The sequence below is a fragment of the Tangfeifania diversioriginum genome, from assembly GCF_900141875.1.
Taxonomy (GTDB): domain Bacteria; phylum Bacteroidota; class Bacteroidia; order Bacteroidales; family Prolixibacteraceae; genus Tangfeifania; species Tangfeifania diversioriginum.
This window is the reverse complement of sequence record NZ_FQZE01000020.1, coordinates 13,945-31,048: the sequence shown is the minus strand read 5'-3', so window position 1 is coordinate 31,048 and position 17,104 is coordinate 13,945. Positions and strand designations below refer to the sequence as shown.

Sequence of the window (17,104 nt, the reverse complement as noted above, 5' to 3'; positions counted from 1 at the left end):
ATGAAAAGAAATATATTGATTTTATTACTAATTATTCCTTTTTCCGTGTTCGCGCAGGAAAAATTTACCATTAGCGGTTATGTAGAAAGCCAATCGGACATGGAGCGGTTAGCAGGCGCTACAGTGGTTGCAGGCCCCGGCCTGGGCGTGGCAACCAACAGCTACGGTTTTTACAGTTTAACACTGCCGGCCGGCGCTTACAGGTTAAACTGCCGGTTTGTTGGTTATAAAACCCAAACGAAACAGATTGATTTAAAAAACGACACCATCCTAAACTTTCAGCTCGCCACCGGTATAGAACTGGAAGAGATTGAAGTGAAAGCAAACCGGACCGACGAGGCCGCTTCGCAATTATCTTCGTTAAGCTTTCTCAACCCGGGCATGGAAAAAATCGACCGGATGCCCGTAATTCTCGGTGAGCGCGATGTACTAAAAACCCTGCAATTTCAGCCGGGCATAAAATCGGCCCGCGAAAACAGCGCCGGCTTTAACGTGCGTGGCGGCAGCAACGACCAGAACCTGATATTGTTAGACGGCGTACCGGTTTACAATGTCAACCACCTTTTCGGTTTCTTCTCCGTGTTCAACAGCGATGCCATAAAAGATGTGTCGATGTATAAAGGGGGAATTCCGGCCCGTTACGGAGGCCGGCTCTCCTCGGTTTTGGATATCTCCATGAAAGAGGGAAACATGAAAGAACCGCACGGGATTTTTTCAATCAGCCCGGTTTCGGCAAGAATGACCTACGAAGCGCCCCTGAAAAAAGATACGGCAGCGTTTATTGTTTCGCTGCGAAGGACGCTGCTCGATATTCCCATGTTTTTATACCAGACAGCAATAGAACGCGATGGCAACTACGGCTACTATTTTTACGACTTCAATGCAAAAACAAACTGGATAATCAACCCCCGGAACCGGATTTATTTAAGTTTTTATTCGGGCAACGACAGTCAATATTATAACAATAACCGCGACGGCACCAACAGCAAATACCGTTATAGCTGGGGAAACATTACTTCGGTGTTTCGCTGGAACCACATTTTTTCGCAAAAACTGTTTTCAAACATTTCGGCCTATTACAGCCGGTACCAGCTTAACAACCACGGCAGCTCAGACTCGGGAGAACAGGAAATGGTGTTCCGGGCCACATCCGATATGCAGGATTTAGCTCTGAAAGCAGATTTCGACTGGTACGTGTCACCATCTTATACCATAAGATTTGGCGGCAAAGCATCGCGCATGCAGTTTGCGCCCAATATTGTGCAGATGAAAGGAATCGATACGGATATTCGTTTAAATGAGGAACAAAAAAACAATTCGACTCATTTTGAATATTTTGCGGAACATAACCTGAACACTGGAAAATTTAATGTGAACCTGGGAATGAGGGGCGCTACTTATATTACAGGAGAAAAAACCTACAACTATTTTGAGCCGAGGGCAGCATTAAAGTTTCGGTCGCACACCGGTTTTTCCGCCAATGCGTCCTACACGCAAATGACCCAGTTTATCCATTTGCTGACCAACTCGTCGCTGGGCATGCCAACCGACTTGTGGGTAGCGTCAACCGACGAGGTGAAACCGCAGGAAAGCGAGCAGGTATCGACAGGCATTGAACAGCGATTATCAAATTATGTGTTTGGTTTTGAAACCTATTACAAATGGCTGCGCGATGTTATCCGTTTTGAAGAAGGGGCTGTATTCCTGAGTTCGCAAGATACAAAATGGAACGAGAACATTTCGGTGGGCCGGGGCAGGGCATACGGTGCTGAGTTCATGGCCAAAAAAGTTCACGGAAAATTAACCGGAATGCTGTCCTATACGCTGTCATGGTCCGAAAGGCAATTCAACGAAGTGAACCAGGGTCGCTGGTTTCCGCACAAATACGACCGGCGGCATGATATTTCTTTGCTGGGCGAATACCGGCTTTTTAAAAATGAATATCGAGAAAAATCTATTTCATTCGGATTTACTTTACAGTCGGGCAACAACCTCAGCATGCCCGATGTGGAATACGAAGGAATGTATTTGCCGGGAGGCAGCGAAAATTCGCGCGGTGTACCCGACTGGCAGCAGGCAAAACAATCGTTCGATAATCCCAACAACCTGAAAATGCCCGTTTTTCACCACCTCGATTTGGGCTACAACACGAAAAGAAAAAAACAAAATGGAAAAACTTACACCTGGTCGTTCTCGGTTTACAACGTGTATAACCGCATGAATCCCTGGTACTATTACAAAAACCCCAGTGGCAAGGTAAAGCAGGTTTCCATCTTCCCGGTAATTCCGTCGGTGGGTTTCAAATATACGTTCTGAGGAAAGACTATGAGACACAAGATTGTTAGATACAAGATAATTAGGCACAGGATAAAAGACGATAGGAAACGGTTGTGGATAAGCATTTTCTTACGTCTTACGTCTTGATACTTGATACTTGGGGCTTGAATCTTGAGTCTTGATACTTGATACTAAAATCTTGATACTAATATTTTAAAATAAAAAACATGAAACGAGTACTACTATTTACATTGGCATTATTTGCAACAGGATTGTTGCACGGACAGGAGAAATTTGAAATTGGCCTGGTTGCCGGAGGCGGTTATTTCAATACGGGCGATTTGGAAAATGAGTTTGATTTTACCAACACCCTTTCTGCAAATGGCGGCGTTTACTTTTTGAAACCGGTTTTTAACAGGCAGTTTGTTGAAACCGGCTTGCTCTTTAATTACAGGAAAACGGAGATAGACGAAACGTTTTTGAGAGATGATATGTCTTTAATTGGTGTGTCTTTAAATTCACTGGAACTGCCCGTAAATTATGGTTTGAAATTGAACAATAACTGGATGATAAAAGCCGGCCTCTCGGGAGCCTGGTTACTGGATGAAAATATTGAGCAGGAAAAGTTCGAAATCAACGGACAATTAGGCGTGGGCTACGATTTGAACCGGATAAAAATTTTCCTGAACTACCAGCAGGGCATCAATAAAACTGACTTTATGCTAAGAGACGGTGACCGCGGATTGTTTATTAAACACCGGCGCTCACTTTTAAAGCTGGATGTTAATGTTCCAATATTCAGATTTTAAACGACTCCCGGATTTCACAGCACCGGCTTCATCTTCTTCATCCAGCCGGTCATGCGGTTTTGGGAATCGATGTTTCCGGGCCCGATTAAAAGCAATCCGCCGTCGGAGGTGCAGATAATCCGGGCTACCTGGTCTTTTACCGAAATAAATTTCAGCACCTTTTCACTTAGCAGGTTACCGTTTTTATCCACAAACAACAGCCACGGACCAACGGAGCCGGTAAACGAGGTTTCGCATTTCCCGCCTGCCATGATGTTCCCGTCCGGCAAAACGGCGAGGGCTGTCCCGCGTTCCGAGCCCTCGCGGTTGTAATTTTGTGTCCATAATATTTTCCCGCTGCTGTCCAGCTTACCGAGGAAATAGTCATAATCAAAAATTTGTTGTTCGACCGGCGCATCCGGGTTGTAGCACAATCCTGCCCAGCCTCCCACCAGCAGCGAATTATCAGGAGAACAGCAAATACACTGCGGGGTAACTGTTTTTTCGGAAGACGGCAGCAACGATTTCCAAAGCAGATCGCCATCAGAATTTATCCGGTAAACCTGGATGGTGGGTTTTTCTTCGGGAGGTTTTACCTGGCAGGAAAAAGCGATGCTTCCGTCATCTAATGTCCTGATCGCATAACCTGAAACCGGGAAATCTTCTGCAAAAGTAAACGAAGCATTAACTTCCCCTGATTCATCCAGCTTTTTCAAAACCACCTCCGGTTTGTCATTCGGACCATTAAACGTATTCAGCCACCATGCATTTCCTGCATCATCAATGGTAACAAAAGTCCGGGGCAGCGCAGAAGCTTGCTCAGCTTCAAAAATCCACCGGACGGAAAAGCCTGCATCCAGCGCAACCACCTGTGCGAATGATTCAGCCTCCGATGAAGATGAAACATTTGCAATCAGATACCCCGAATTTTTATTTTTTTCAATATTAAACGGGATGTCGTTCCCCGGATTCCCCAGAATTTTTGTTTGAATGGTGTCACCGTTTTCATTGCATCGCAGTATCCAAATATCGAATCCGCGCTCACCCGGCATTTCACGGGCACCCAACACTACAAATCCGCCGTCCGGCAATTTAACTGCATCAACAAAATAATTGGATGCGTTAATTTTCATTTGTCTCTCCCAGGCCAGCTCTGGTATTTGGGAGAATGCAATAAAAGACTCAAAAAAAATTACAACGAGGAGCAAAAGATACCGATGGTTAGCCGATTTTTTCATAGCGGTTGATTTTTAGATGTTCAATTGCCAACCATTATTACGATAAATACAGATGAATGTTCCGCAAAAAAAATTGTTGTTTTGTTTTATTTTTGAAAAAAAATTCATTCTTTTGAACTGAATTCGATACAAATGATTAAAAATATAAATACAATATGGCTGCCGTGGTGGGGTCTTCTTACTTAAAGTGAGGAGTTTATAGCCATATTGGTATTTTTTAAAAGATATTTCAACATGGACCTGCTCCTCAAAAGGGCAGGTTTTTTTGTTTATAAGAAATGACAGAAATAATAAAAAATAGCATTCGGAAAATTACATCGCTTTGCGAAAAATTAAAAGTTGAAAAATTATGGATTTTTGGTTCAGCCACTAACTCTTCTTTTTCCGCTGATAGCGATGTTGATTTTTTGGTTTCATTTGAAAACCTGAAACCGGAAGATTATGCTGAAAACTATTTTTTACTGGCTGAAAACCTGGAAGAAATTTTGGGTCGGGATGTTGATCTGGTTACGGTCAATTCATTATCAAATCCCTATTTTATTCAATCAGTTGAAGAAAGTAAAACGCTGATTTATGACAGACACAATCAGGAAATACTTATATGACATTTTGGAATCGGCAGAGTCGATTGAAAAGTACATTGAAAATATTGATTTCTTTCAATATCAGAAGAACAAAATGGTGAGGAGAGCTGTTGAAAGAGAATTCGAAATAATTGGGGAAGCAACAAAAGCGCTCCTAAAACTGAATGACAAAATTAAGCTCTCGAGTGAGAAAAGAATAATTGGAATGAGAAACAGGGTGATTCACGGGTATGATAAAATTGATGACGGAATTATTTGGGGAACCATTAAAAATCATCTTCCTGTGCTAAAAAAAGAGGTGAAAGAATTGTTAAAATGAAATTATTCAAAAATACAAACTGGTGGTGGCGCAGCAACTTTTTACAAATCCGTGAAGAGAAGTAACGTCATTGCCTGAAAAGCAAAAAACGGCTCATCGAATCACGGTGAGCCGTTTTTTTTAGCCCCTCCGGAGAGGGAGAGGAAAGAGAGAAGAAATGTATAAAATGACAGAAATAAATTATATAGCTTAATAAATGGCAGTTTCCCCAAGTCCCCCTTCGGGGGATTTAGGGGGTCAGAAAATGAAGCAATTACAATCAAAATAATAAAATGGAAAAACTAAATTTTAAACCTGTAGTTCGCAAAATCCTGGCCGACACGGTAACGCCGGTGAGCATTTACCTGCGGTTGCGAACACTTTATCCAAAAGCCATTCTGCTGGAAAGCTCGGATTACCACGGGCATGAGAATGCTTATTCCTTTGTGTGTTTCAATCCGGTGGCCTGTTTCACGGTGAATAACAGCAAGGTGAGCCGCGAACTTCCGGGGAAAGAAAAAGAAAAGTTCATGCTTTCAGAAAAACGAAAACTGCACGACGAGCTGGATGCCTTTTTTCAGCTTTTCAATGTTTTCCCTGATGAAATTGAACTGCCGGCCAACGGACTGTTCGGTTACATCAACTTCGATGCGGTACAGCATTTCGAGAACATTCAGTTTACTTCCGAAAAAAAGGAAGCCTACGAAATTCCGGAAGTAAAATACTGTTTCTACAAATACATCGTGGCCATCGACCATCACAAAAATCAGATTCACATGGTGGAAAACCTGAAGGAAGGCGAAGAATCGCAAATGGATTACATTCATCATTTGCTCATCAACCTGAACTTTTCCACCGTCAAATTTCAGCCTAAAAACAATGAAACTTCAAATATCAACGACGAAGAATACCGACAGATGGTGACCAAAGGAAAGGAACACTGTTACCGCGGCGATGTGTTCCAGATTGTGCTGAGTCGCCAGTTTTCGCAGGAGTTTGAAGGCGATGATTTTAATGTGTACCGCGCGCTGCGTTCCATTAATCCGTCGCCTTATTTGTTTTATTTCGATTATGGTTCGTACCGGATTTTTGGTTCCAGTCCGGAGGCGGAGTTACGTGTAAACAACAACAAAGCAACCATCCATCCCATCGCCGGAACATTTAAACGGACCGGTAACGATGACCGGGACCGCGAACTGGCAGAAAAACTCAGCAAAGATCCGAAAGAAAATGCGGAGCACGTGATGCTGGTGGATTTGGCACGAAACGATCTGAGCCGGAACGCCGAAAATGTGCAAGTAGAAACTTACCGCGAAGTGCAGTTTTATTCGCATGTGATCCACCTGGTTTCGCAGGTAACCGGCGATATTACCGACGACACTAACCTGATAAAAGTACTGGGCGAAACGTTCCCGGCAGGCACGCTTTCCGGGGCGCCCAAATACAAAGCGATGGAACTCATCGACCGGTACGAAAACCAGAACCGCGGCTACTACGGCGGCTGCATCGGCTACCTCGGCTTCGACCGCTCAGTAAATCATGCCATCATGATTCGTTCATTTCTGAGCAAAAACAACCGCCTGTTTTACCAGGCCGGCGCCGGAATTGTAGCCGATTCGAAAGAAGAAAACGAATTGCAGGAAGTAAACAACAAGCTGGCAGCATTGAAAAAAGCAATTGAGATGGCGAAAGAAATTAACTGATGTCATTTCCCGCGAAGTGATCCCATTCGGGAGACGACGCAGGAGGAGAAATCTGTTTCATTACAGCAGATTTCTCCTCGCATACTCGTCGAAATGACAACAAAAACAAAGAAAATGAAAATACTGGTTATAGACAATTACGACTCATTCACCTACAACCTGGTGCATGCCATCAAAAAGATTTCGGGGTTGCCGGTGGATGTGTTTCGCAACGATGAAATTGCATTGGAAGATATCGAAAAGTACGACAAAATTGTGCTTTCTCCGGGTCCGGGACTACCTGAAGAATCCGGGTTACTTTTGGATATTATTAAAGCATATGCACCGAAAAAAAGCATGCTGGGTGTTTGTTTGGGGCACCAGGCCATCGGGGAAGCTTTTGGCGGGAAACTGCGCAACATGAACCGTGTGATTCACGGAATGGCCACGCCGGTAAAACGAACTGCCAATCAATCCGTTCTTTTTAAAGATTTACCTGGTTCATTCGATGTGGGCCGTTACCACTCGTGGATTGTGGAAAAGGAAAACCTGCCCGATTGTTTTGACATCACCAGTTTCGACAAAGATGGAATGATTATGTCGATGAAACACAAAACATTCGATGTGGAAGGCGTCCAGTTTCATCCCGAATCGGTTTTAACACCACTGGGTGAAAAAATGATTACAAACTGGTTAAAAGCCCCTTCCTCTCCGATAATAAAACGGGATCCCAAAAGGTAAAAAAACAGGCCCTGGCTTTAACCTGGGCATTAATTAGTTTAAGTAGAAAATCAAGGTGCGTCCACATCAGCTCAGAAAAGAAGAAAGGTTGCACGCACCGCAAAAAATAGTTGATTGCAATGAAAAAGACACTTGAATATTTATTTGAAGGAAACACGCTCTCCCGCGCTGAGGCACGACAAAGTTTGCTGCAAGTGGGAAAAGGAATGCACAGCGAGGTGGAGTTCGCCTCGTTTCTCACAGTTTTTAAAATGCGGCCAATCACTTCGGATGAGCTGGCCGGGTTTCGCGATGCCATGGCCGAACTGTGCCTGGTGACCGACCTTTCGGATTACAACGCCATCGACGTGGTGGGAACCGGCGGCGACGGAAAAAACACGTTTAACATCTCCACACTGGCCTGTTTTATTATTGCCGGCGCCGGGGTAAATGTAGCCAAACACGGCAACTACGCGGTTTCGTCAACCAGCGGCTCGTCGAACCTGCTGGAACTGCTGGGGTACAAATTCAGCAACGATCCGGCCAAACTGAAAAACGATTTGGACAAAAGCAACTTCTGTTTTATGCACGCACCACTTTTCCACCCGGCTATGAAATACATTGCGCCGGTCCGCGGTGCCCTGAAAGTGCAGACCTTTTTCAATATTCTCGGGCCGATGATAAATCCTTCTTCGCCAAAATACCAGGTGCTGGGTGTAAACAATGCCGAAAATTTTGACCATTACAAAAATGTGTACGAAACACTCAACGTGAACTTTACTGTTATTAACAGCAACGACGGGTACGATGAGGTTTCACTGACCGATTCCACCCGTTTTGCTCAGAAGAAAACCGAGGGGTATCTTGCGCCCGCTGATTTTGGGTTTGAAAAAATTCATCCCGAAAGCATTTATGGCGGAGATTCCATTGAGGAGGCAGCCCGGATTTTTATGCATATTCTCGAAGGAAAAGGTTCAGCGGAACAAAACAACGTGGTGGTAGCCAACGCCGCCGTGGGCCTGCATTTGGTTTATCCTGAAAAAAGTTTGCCGGAATGTGTGGAAATGGCCGGAGAATCGCTGAAAAGCGAAAAAGCGTTACAAAAACTGAAGGCGGTGGTTGTCTAAAAAACAACACCGTCCTTTAGGGCGGTGAAAATTAAGAATATAAGATATAGAAGGAATTTCCGAAAAATGGTAAAATTTAAAATACCATTTTTCGGAAATTCCAGGTCGCAGATTAATTTAAACGCAACACCGCCCTGAAGGACGGTGCTAAACAAGAAACATGAACATTCTCGAAAAAATAGTGGAAACAAAAAAGGTGGAAGTTACCCGGCAGAAAAAAGTGATTCCGGTGGCACAGCTCAAAAAATATCCGGGCTACCAGCGGAAATGCAACTCGCTGAAAGCGGCTTTGCTGAAACACAATTCTACAGGAATTATTGCCGAATTTAAGCAGAAATCGCCTTCCAAAGGTGAAATCAACTTTGGGGTGAAAGTGGAAGAAGTGACTAAAGGATATGCAGATGCCGGCGCATCCGGATTGTCGGTTTTAACCGATTACGAGTATTTTGGCGGAACACTGGCCAACCTGGCCAAGGCACGCGAGGTAAATCCTGAAATTCCGATTCTTCGCAAGGATTTTATGATTGACACCTACCAGATTGTGGAAGCCAAAGCGTTTGGCGCCGATGTGATTCTGCTCATTGCCGCATGCCTGGAAAAAGAACTGGCGGAAACACTGGCCCAAAAAGCCAAAAGTCTGGGCATGGAAGTTTTGATGGAAGTGCACAATGCTGAAGAACTGACAAAGTTGAATGACTTTGTGGATATTGTCGGCGTGAACAACCGCAACCTGAAAACCTTTAAAGTGGATGTGGAAACGTCGGTGGAACTTGCTAAGTTCATTACCGAGCGGTTCGTTAAAATTTCGGAAAGCGGACTGGCCGATACTGAAACCATTCATTATTTAAGGAAGCACGGTTTTAAAGGATTTTTGATTGGTGAAACTTTTATGAAAACTGAAAATCCGGGGGAGGCATGCAGAAAGCTGATTGCAGAACTGTCATTTCGATCCCGAGTGCTCGGGAGAGAAATCTGCTGAAAAGATTAGATTTCTCCTCATTCTTCGTCGAAATGACAAACGTTGTTCACTGCTGTCATTCCGAGGAAGCGAAGCGACGAGGAATCTCTACAAATAGTTAGAGATTTCTCCTCGCAAACTCGTCTCCCGGAAGGGATCGCTTCGCGGGAAATGACAAATACTTTGATTAGCTGTCATTTCGAATCTGAGGCACGACTGAGAAACCTGTTTAAATAGCAGTACATTTTGTAATTTGATTAGAACATTAACAAAAATATGAGAGACCATAATTATTTCATTTACATTGTTACAAACAAGAACAAAACAGTTCTTTATCTTGGAGTTACAAATGATTTACAACGAAGAATTTATGAGCATGAACATGGATTAATGCCCGGTTTTTCAAAAAAATACAATTGTCATTTTCTGATTTATTACGAACATTTGCAAGACATAAATGAGGCTATTGAACGAGAAAAGGAAATAAAAAAATGGAGAAGAGAAAAGAAGGAGAAATTAATAAACAGATTCAATCCGGATTGGTGGTTTTTGAATAATGAAATCTATGAAGCTTTATAGTGACAGATTTCTCCTCGTGCCTCGTGCCAATGACATATTTTTATAAATAACTAATAATGAGAACAATTAGAAAACCATACGCTGATGTCATTTCGAATCCCGGTATTCCGGATGAGAAATCCCTGAATTTGAAACAGATTTCTCCTCGGATACTCGTCGAAATGACAGCAATAATTAGCCTGTCATCGTCTCATTATGCCCATAAAATTGGGTGAAAACTCAAAATGACAAGCACGGATGAAACTTTAAAAAAAAATTTGATGATTAAAAACTTGAAAATAAAAGTCTGCGGAATGAAATTCAACCAAAACCGCGAGGAAGTGGAAAAACTGCCGGTTGATTTCCTGGGATTCATTTTTTACCCGAAATCAAAACGGTTTGTGGGTGAAAATACCGAACCGGGGCTTTTCAATTCAGCCAAAACGAAAGTGGCCGTTTTTGTGGATGAAAACGCGTTTGAGATTTTAGGCCTTACCAAAAATCTTGGTTTTGAATTCGTGCAGCTGCATGGAAAAGAAAATCCGAAAACCTGCCTGCTTTTGAAAGACCAAGGGCTAAAAGTGATAAAAGCTTTCAACCTCAGTGAGAAATTCCAGTTTGAAAAACTGCGGGAATATGAAACGACAGTTGATTATTTTTTGTTCGACACAAAAACGGAATTGCCGGGTGGTTCCGGCAAAAAATTCAACTGGGAAATCCTTGAAAAATACCAGGGAACCGTTCCCTTCTTTTTAAGCGGAGGAATCGGACCGGAAGATGCGGAAGCAATTAAAAAACTGCAACACCCGCGGCTTTTCGGAATTGACCTGAACAGCGGTTTTGAAGATGAACCGGGGGTGAAAAATGTTGGAAAATTAAAAGAGTTTATTACCAGAATAACTATGTGACCTATGTGCCTACTGTGGTTAAGAGAGATACCACATAGGCACATAGAACACATAGAAAATGATGAAATACATGAAATACAACGTAAACGAAAAAGGATATTACGGTGAGTTTGGCGGGGCGTGGATTCCCGAAATGATGTATGCCAACATCGACGAACTGCGGCACCGGTATCTGGAGATTATCGAATCGCCGGAATTCAAAAAAGAGTTCGACCAGTTGTTGAAAGATTACGTGGGGCGGCCGTCTCCGCTCTATTTTGCCGGCCGGTTATCGGAACATTACGGTACAAAAGTTTACCTGAAACGCGAAGATTTGAATCACACAGGTTCGCACAAGCTGAACAACACGGTAGGGCAAATTCTGCTGGCAGAAAAACTGGGTAAAACCCGCATAATTGCCGAAACCGGCGCCGGTCAGCACGGAGTGGCCACCGCAACGGTTTGCGCACTCAAAGGAATAAAATGCGTAGTTTACATGGGCGACCTCGATGTGCAGCGGCAGGCTCCCAACGTGAAAAAAATGAAGATGCTGGGCGCCAAAGTAATTCCCGTTCACAGCGGCAACAAAACGCTGAAAGATGCCACCAACGAAGCCATGCGCGACTGGATTAACAATCCGGAAGATACACACTACATCATCGGTTCGGTGGTAGGGCCGCACCCGTTCCCCGACATGGTGGCCCGGTTTCAGTCGGTCATCAGCAAAGAGATGAAAAGCCAGCTCCTGGAAAAAACCGGCAGCGAATTTCCAACCCGGATTCTGGCATGTGTGGGTGGTGGAAGTAATGCCGCCGGGGCTTTTTACCATTATCTGGACGATGAACAGGTGGAACTGATTGGCGTGGAAGCCGCCGGGAAAGGAGTGGAAACCAAAGAAACTGCTGCCACATTGCTGGTGGGTTCACCGGGCGTGCTGCATGCCAGCCGCACCATGCTCATGCAAAACCGCGACGGGCAAATTACCGAACCGTACTCCATTTCTGCCGGGCTCGATTATCCCGGAATCGGACCGCTGCATGCGCACCTTTTTAAAACCGGACGGGCAAAATACATGGCGACAACCGATGAGGAAGTATTAAAGGCTGCCCTCTTACTCACCCAAAAAGAGGGAATCATTCCGGCGCTGGAATCGGCGCATGCTCTGGCTGCCCTCGAAAAAATAAAAATGAAACCGGACGACGTGAACGTAATCAATCTTTCGGGCAGCGGCAACAAGGATATGGAAACGTATTTAAATTATTTTGGGTATTAAACAGCACTGTCATCCCGACGAAGAATGAGGAGGGATCTCTTTCTTAATGGCAGATTTCTCCTCCCGCCAGCTGGCGGGTCGAAATGACAATAAAAATAATACAATGAAAAAAAACAGAATCAATCGGCTTTTCGAAACGAAAAAAGAGAATATATTTTCGGTTTATTTTACGGCCGGATTTCCCAACCTGGACGATACCGTTAAAATCATTCAGGAACTGGAAAAAAACGGGGTGGACCTCATTGAAATCGGCATTCCGTTTTCGGATCCCACTGCCGACGGGCCAACTATTCAGCACAGCAGCGAAATTGCGCTGAAAAACGGCATGTCACTTCATTTGCTTTTCGAGCAACTGAAAAACATTCGCGAATCGGTAAAAATTCCGCTTATTTTAATGGGCTATTTCAACCCTGTAATGCAATTTGGCCTGGAACAGTTTTGCAAAAAATGCAGCGAAACCGGAATTGACGGAATCATTTTGCCTGACCTGCCACTGGAAGAGTTCGAAGCACACTACAAGAAAAATTTCGCAAAAAACAATCTGCACAACATTCTACTCATTACACCGCAAACACCGGAAGCACGTATCCGGCAAATCGACAAGGCATCAAACGGATTTATTTACATGGTTTCATCGGCAGCGACCACTGGCGCCGGCAAAAAAGTGGAAGATTTTCAACAGGATTATTTTGAACGGATTCAGCAAATGAACCTGAAAAACCCGCGGCTGATTGGTTTCGGAATTTCCGACCACGACACCTTTGCCAATGCCTGCAAATATGCCGGCGGAGCGATTATTGGCAGTGCATTTGTGAAAGCGCTTCAGTCGGGAAATGAACTCCAAAATTCCATCCGCGATTTCACCAAAAAAATCACCGGAAACACAAAAACCACGGCAAAAAGTTAAAAACACATTGTCGATGTTATAAAACAGGTTTTCAAGGAGCTCAGGGTAATCGGCAATAATACAACGAGATAGAAAAAGACTATTTTGTATGCTATTGTTAATGATTGTTAAACCCTATTTTGCAACATACGGTTTATATAAAAATGGTGTTATATTAATAGTCGATTCATTAAAACTAAAAATGAAGAGCCATGTTAGAATACGCTAAGATTATTTTACCCAAAGTGAGCTTCAGTAAACAACTGTTCAGGAAAGAACTCACAAAATGCCTGCACTGGATTGAACCTGACGAAGTGCAGGAATTGCACGATTGGTGCTACGAGAATTTTAAAGATAAGTATCCCGATGTTTTGGCTGATGTTTTTGCCTGCATCGCGGCGTAAAAAACTACCGGCGGGATAATTTCCCGCCTTTTTTTTGCAATAACGAAAACTTCCGGAATTATCCTCTCCCCTATTATTTTCATCAATAAATTCTAATTCAAAATCTCATCTACACTTTTTTATCCCGATTTCGCAACAAATGTGATCACTATGTATTTTTTTGCATACATTTTAAAACGAACCAAAGTTCTTTAAAAAAAGAGATGAATTGTTATTAGTTTTGTATTTATGAACTACGAATGTTTGATTTGCCAGGTAAAATCGCTGCAACAGCGGCTTGAGAAATATGAAATTCCGGAAGAAGAAAGAGACCATGTGGTAAGTGAAATGCTGAGAAAAATTGCATTCACCGATCTGGGAAACAGCTATTCACCCGAAATTACGCGAAATCTTCTGGCTCGTCTAAGAGCGTACTCCACTGTTGAGGACCCGTACCTTAAAGAAAAACAGGAAGGCAACAACATGATGCTGGAGCGATACGATGAATTCCGCGAAAGGATACGCAATTCTGAAAATCCCCATGATACGGCATTGCGGCTGGCTATTGCCGGCAACATCATCGACTTTGGCCCCACCAATCATTTTGATGTGGAAGGGACCATTGAAAAAGTGCTGAACTCTCAATTTGCTATCGACCATTCGCGACAGCTTCAGGAAGAAATAAAGAAGGCAAAAACCATTTTGTACCTGGGCGACAATTGCGGCGAAATTGTCCTCGACAAACTTTTTCTTGAAACCATAGCTCACCCCAATGTTTGGTTTGCCGTGCGGGAAACACCTGTGCTAAACGATGCCACTGAAAAAGAAGCACGCGAGGTGGGGATCCATCACGTGGCAAATATTATTTCCAATGGCGACGATGCTCCTTCTACGCTGCTAAACCGGATAAGCCCGGAGTTTCAGGAAATTTACCAAAAGGCCGACCTCATCATTTCAAAAGGAATGGGAAATTACGAAGGATTGATGTTTGAAACCGACCCGCGACTTTTCTTTTTACTCATGGTGAAATGCCCGGTTATCGGCCGTAAAATAGGCGCAGAAAAAGGAGATTTTGTCGTGAAAAGAAGTCTGGTTTAATTGAATCAATTATCATTGATAATATCTTCAACTTCTGACTTTAAAAGAGGAATGTGTTTTATAATGATTGCCCAGACATTTTCGTCAGAAATACTGTCATAAGCATGAATTATCTGATTTCGCAATCCTACAATCCGCCTGGCATTTTCAATAGGAAAACCGGGTTCTTTTTTGAGAATTCGATTCACAGCTTCACCAATAATTTCCAAATCTCTTTCCACTGCCCTTTTTAAAATAGTATTGTTTTGGTATTGTGTAAAATCCAATGGAACATTGGCAAAATAACCATCTATCTCGTTGATTGCATTTCTAATATCATACAGCCATTTTAGAATCTTCTCGTCCATATAAGCATATTTTATCACGGTCAATTGAACGCTTGAGAATCGGATTTTTCACGGTCTGAATTTCCACTAAATCAACTTCTCTGGAGAGCAAAGTTTCCAGTTTTTCTTTAAAATCCATATAATTATCAAAATATTCCCGTGGGTCAACATTTTCAAACTGAACAAGAAAATCGATATCACTTGAAGGTGAAAAATTTCCTTTGGTAACCGAACCAAAAACATACAACTCGGCAACATTATACTTGCTGCAGAGTTTTTTAATTTCAGAAATATTTTTTCTAATCAGTTCCATTGTTCAAATTTATATAAAATAAATTCCTGAAAAAAGCCCCATAAAAACTCTATCCTTTCGGCACCAGTGTAACCAGCGGTATAATTATTTCCTCGAGCGAAATACCGCCATGCTGGAAGGTATCTTTGTAATAATTGGCGTAGTAATTATAATTGTTCGGATAGGCAAAAAAGTCGCTGCTATGCGCAAAAATATAGCTGGTACTCACATTGCGCGAGGGCAAAAATGCCAATTTCGGATCACGCACTTCAAACACTTGTTTTGACTTGTAATTCAGATTTCGGCCCAACTTGTAACGCAAATTGGTGTTGGTTTCGCGGTCGCCAATCACCTTCACCGGGTTATTCACCCTGATAGCGCCGTGGTCGGTAGTTACCACAATATGAATATTATTCTCGGCCAGGTTTTTTATAAGCTCAAGCAGCGATGAATGGTTAAACCAGCTCAATGTTAACGACCGGTAGGCCTTTTCGTTGTTGGCCAGCTCGCGTAACATCTCCATTTCGGTGCGGGCGTGCGAAATCATATCCACAAAATTGAAAACCATCACCGATAAATCGCTGTCGAGAATATTTCTGAAGCTATCCGAAGTTTGACGATCGCGCCGGATTCCCGACACTTTTTCAAAATACAACTTTTCATCCCTGCCGCTCCGTTTCAACTGGCGACGCAGAAGTTCTTCCTCGTGCCTGTTTTTATGCCCTTCATTATCATCGTCTTCCCACAATTCAGGATACACTTTTTCTATTTCCGAAGGCATTAATCCTGCAAACATGGCATTTCGCGCGTACATAGTGGCTGTGGGCAAAATACTGTAATAAAGTTCATCGGATTCCGTACGGAAATATTCGTTAAAAACCGAGCTGAGTGTCCGCCACTGATCGAAACGGAAATTATCGATTACCAGCACAAAAACTTTCTTGCCTTCATCGAGCAGCGGGAAAACGCGCTCTTTAAAAATATCGGGCGATAACAGCGGCCTTTCTCCAGGTTCGCGGTTCAGCCACTCCAGGTAATTTTCTTTTACAAACTTGAAAAAAGCTGTGTTGGCATCCTCCTTTTGCATGTTCAGCACCTCATCCATGGCGGCATCTTCTGACTCGCTCAGTTCAATTTCCCAGTGAACCAGCTTCCGGTACACATCAATCCACTCTTCCCAGGTGAGGCGTTCGTTAATTTTCATTCCCAGTTGCGAGAACTGCATTTGGTAAGCCGATGTGGTCTGCTGGGTTACCAGTCTTTTCTGGTCGATATTCTTTTTAAGCGTGAGCAAAATCTGTTTGGGATTAACAGGTTTGATGAGGTAATCATCAATTTTTGAACCAATGGCCTCATCCATAATATTTTCTTCCTCGCTTTTGGTAATCATTACCACCGGCACGTTTGGCGAAAGCGTTTTTATCTGGTTCAAGGTTTCGAGCCCCGACATTCCCGGCATGTTTTCATCCAGAAAAATAATATCGAAAAACTGTTGTTTCACCTTTTCAACCGCATCGTTGCCATTGTTGGCGGTTTCCACTTCGTAATCCTTTTCCCTTAAAAAAAGAATGTGCGGACGTAATACATCTATTTCATCATCAACCCAAAGTATAATTGGTTTTCTCATGCTTTCTGTTTTAAATTGTTTTCCAAAGTCGGCCCCGGTTTCCGGGAATGCCTTTGCCGGTAAAATTGTAAAAATGAATATTATTCAGAATTCATCACTGTT

General features: G+C 43.1%; 18 protein-coding genes. 14 read left to right on the top strand and 4 right to left on the bottom strand.

All coding sequences use genetic code 11. The annotated features are described in order from the left end of the window. Positions 1-2,316: a TonB-dependent receptor gene (locus tag BUC07_RS13000; protein WP_073170156.1), complete on the top strand. Its 2,316-nt coding sequence runs from the start codon at positions 1-3 to the stop codon at positions 2,314-2,316. A 188-nt stretch (positions 2,317-2,504) separates the two neighbouring features. Next, positions 2,505-3,086, top strand: a complete 582-nt coding sequence (locus tag BUC07_RS12995; RefSeq protein ID WP_083578248.1) for an outer membrane beta-barrel protein — start codon at positions 2,505-2,507, stop codon at positions 3,084-3,086. A gap of 14 nt (positions 3,087-3,100) precedes the next feature. On the opposite strand, the gene BUC07_RS12990 is transcribed toward BUC07_RS12995, so the two are convergent. Continuing rightward, positions 3,101-4,303, bottom strand: coding sequence for a hypothetical protein (locus tag BUC07_RS12990; protein ID WP_073170152.1), 1,203 nt, complete (start codon positions 4,301-4,303; stop codon positions 3,101-3,103). Between the two features lie 278 nt (positions 4,304-4,581). On the opposite strand from BUC07_RS12990, the gene BUC07_RS12985 reads away from it, so the two are divergent. The 12 genes from BUC07_RS12985 to BUC07_RS12930 all read left to right on the top strand — a co-directional run bounded on the left by BUC07_RS12985 (position 4,582) and on the right by BUC07_RS12930 (position 14,757). Next, entirely contained in the window at positions 4,582-4,908 is a 327-nt protein-coding gene (locus BUC07_RS12985) for a nucleotidyltransferase family protein (protein ID WP_073170150.1), read from the top strand. Continuing rightward, positions 4,877-5,206, top strand: a complete 330-nt coding sequence (locus tag BUC07_RS12980) for a HepT-like ribonuclease domain-containing protein (protein WP_073170148.1) — start codon at positions 4,877-4,879, stop codon at positions 5,204-5,206. Before BUC07_RS12985 ends, BUC07_RS12980 begins: the two co-directional genes overlap by 32 nt. A 272-nt stretch (positions 5,207-5,478) precedes the next feature. Then, complete coding sequence (locus BUC07_RS12975; RefSeq protein WP_073170146.1) at positions 5,479-6,888, top strand: anthranilate synthase component I family protein; 1,410 nt, start codon at positions 5,479-5,481, stop codon at positions 6,886-6,888. A 114-nt stretch (positions 6,889-7,002) separates the two neighbouring features. Then, positions 7,003-7,608, top strand: coding sequence for an anthranilate synthase component II (locus BUC07_RS12970; protein ID WP_073170259.1), 606 nt, complete (start codon positions 7,003-7,005; stop codon positions 7,606-7,608). A 119-nt stretch (positions 7,609-7,727) separates the two neighbouring features. After that, the gene (gene trpD / locus BUC07_RS12965) at positions 7,728-8,714 is read left to right on the top strand and encodes an anthranilate phosphoribosyltransferase (RefSeq protein WP_073170144.1); all 987 of its coding nucleotides are present in this window, start codon (positions 7,728-7,730) and stop codon (positions 8,712-8,714) included. Positions 8,715-8,874: 160 nt separating this feature from the next. Continuing rightward, entirely contained in the window at positions 8,875-9,693 is an 819-nt protein-coding gene (gene trpC, locus BUC07_RS12960) for an indole-3-glycerol phosphate synthase TrpC (RefSeq protein ID WP_073170142.1), read from the top strand. A gap of 255 nt (positions 9,694-9,948) precedes the next feature. Then, the gene (locus BUC07_RS12955; RefSeq protein ID WP_073170140.1) at positions 9,949-10,251 is read left to right on the top strand and encodes a GIY-YIG nuclease family protein; all 303 of its coding nucleotides are present in this window, start codon (positions 9,949-9,951) and stop codon (positions 10,249-10,251) included. Positions 10,252-10,544: 293 nt separating this feature from the next. Further along, on the top strand, positions 10,545-11,138 hold the full coding sequence (locus BUC07_RS12950; protein WP_217652698.1) for a phosphoribosylanthranilate isomerase: 594 nt from the start codon (positions 10,545-10,547) through the stop codon (positions 11,136-11,138). Positions 11,139-11,196: 58 nt separating this feature from the next. Then, positions 11,197-12,390: a tryptophan synthase subunit beta gene (trpB, locus tag BUC07_RS12945; protein WP_449451353.1), complete on the top strand. Its 1,194-nt coding sequence runs from the start codon at positions 11,197-11,199 to the stop codon at positions 12,388-12,390. A gap of 103 nt (positions 12,391-12,493) precedes the next feature. Beyond that, positions 12,494-13,297 carry a tryptophan synthase subunit alpha gene (gene trpA, locus BUC07_RS12940; RefSeq protein ID WP_073170253.1) on the top strand — a complete coding sequence of 268 codons (804 nt, stop codon included), beginning with the start codon at positions 12,494-12,496 and terminating at the stop codon, positions 13,295-13,297. A gap of 191 nt (positions 13,298-13,488) precedes the next feature. Beyond that, the gene (locus BUC07_RS12935; RefSeq protein WP_073170138.1) at positions 13,489-13,680 is read left to right on the top strand and encodes a hypothetical protein; all 192 of its coding nucleotides are present in this window, start codon (positions 13,489-13,491) and stop codon (positions 13,678-13,680) included. A gap of 228 nt (positions 13,681-13,908) precedes the next feature. Continuing rightward, positions 13,909-14,757, top strand: a complete 849-nt coding sequence (locus BUC07_RS12930; RefSeq protein WP_073170136.1) for a damage-control phosphatase ARMT1 family protein — start codon at positions 13,909-13,911, stop codon at positions 14,755-14,757. Positions 14,758-14,762: 5 nt separating this feature from the next. Here BUC07_RS12930 and BUC07_RS12925 read toward each other — a convergent pair whose 3' ends face one another. The 3 genes from BUC07_RS12925 to porX are packed head-to-tail and all read right to left on the bottom strand — an operon-like array spanning position 14,763 to position 17,002. Then, positions 14,763-15,104 (bottom strand): HepT-like ribonuclease domain-containing protein, encoded by a 342-nt coding sequence (locus tag BUC07_RS12925; RefSeq protein ID WP_073170135.1) that lies wholly within the window; start codon positions 15,102-15,104, stop codon positions 14,763-14,765. After that, on the bottom strand, positions 15,073-15,396 hold the full coding sequence (mntA, locus tag BUC07_RS12920) for a type VII toxin-antitoxin system MntA family adenylyltransferase antitoxin (RefSeq protein WP_073170133.1): 324 nt from the start codon (positions 15,394-15,396) through the stop codon (positions 15,073-15,075). The genes BUC07_RS12925 and mntA overlap by 32 nt, the downstream gene beginning before the upstream one ends. 49 nt (positions 15,397-15,445) lie before the next feature. Then, positions 15,446-17,002 carry a T9SS response regulator signal transducer PorX gene (porX, locus tag BUC07_RS12915; RefSeq protein ID WP_073170131.1) on the bottom strand — a complete coding sequence of 519 codons (1,557 nt, stop codon included), beginning with the start codon at positions 17,000-17,002 and terminating at the stop codon, positions 15,446-15,448. Between the last annotated feature and the right edge of the window lie 102 nt (positions 17,003-17,104).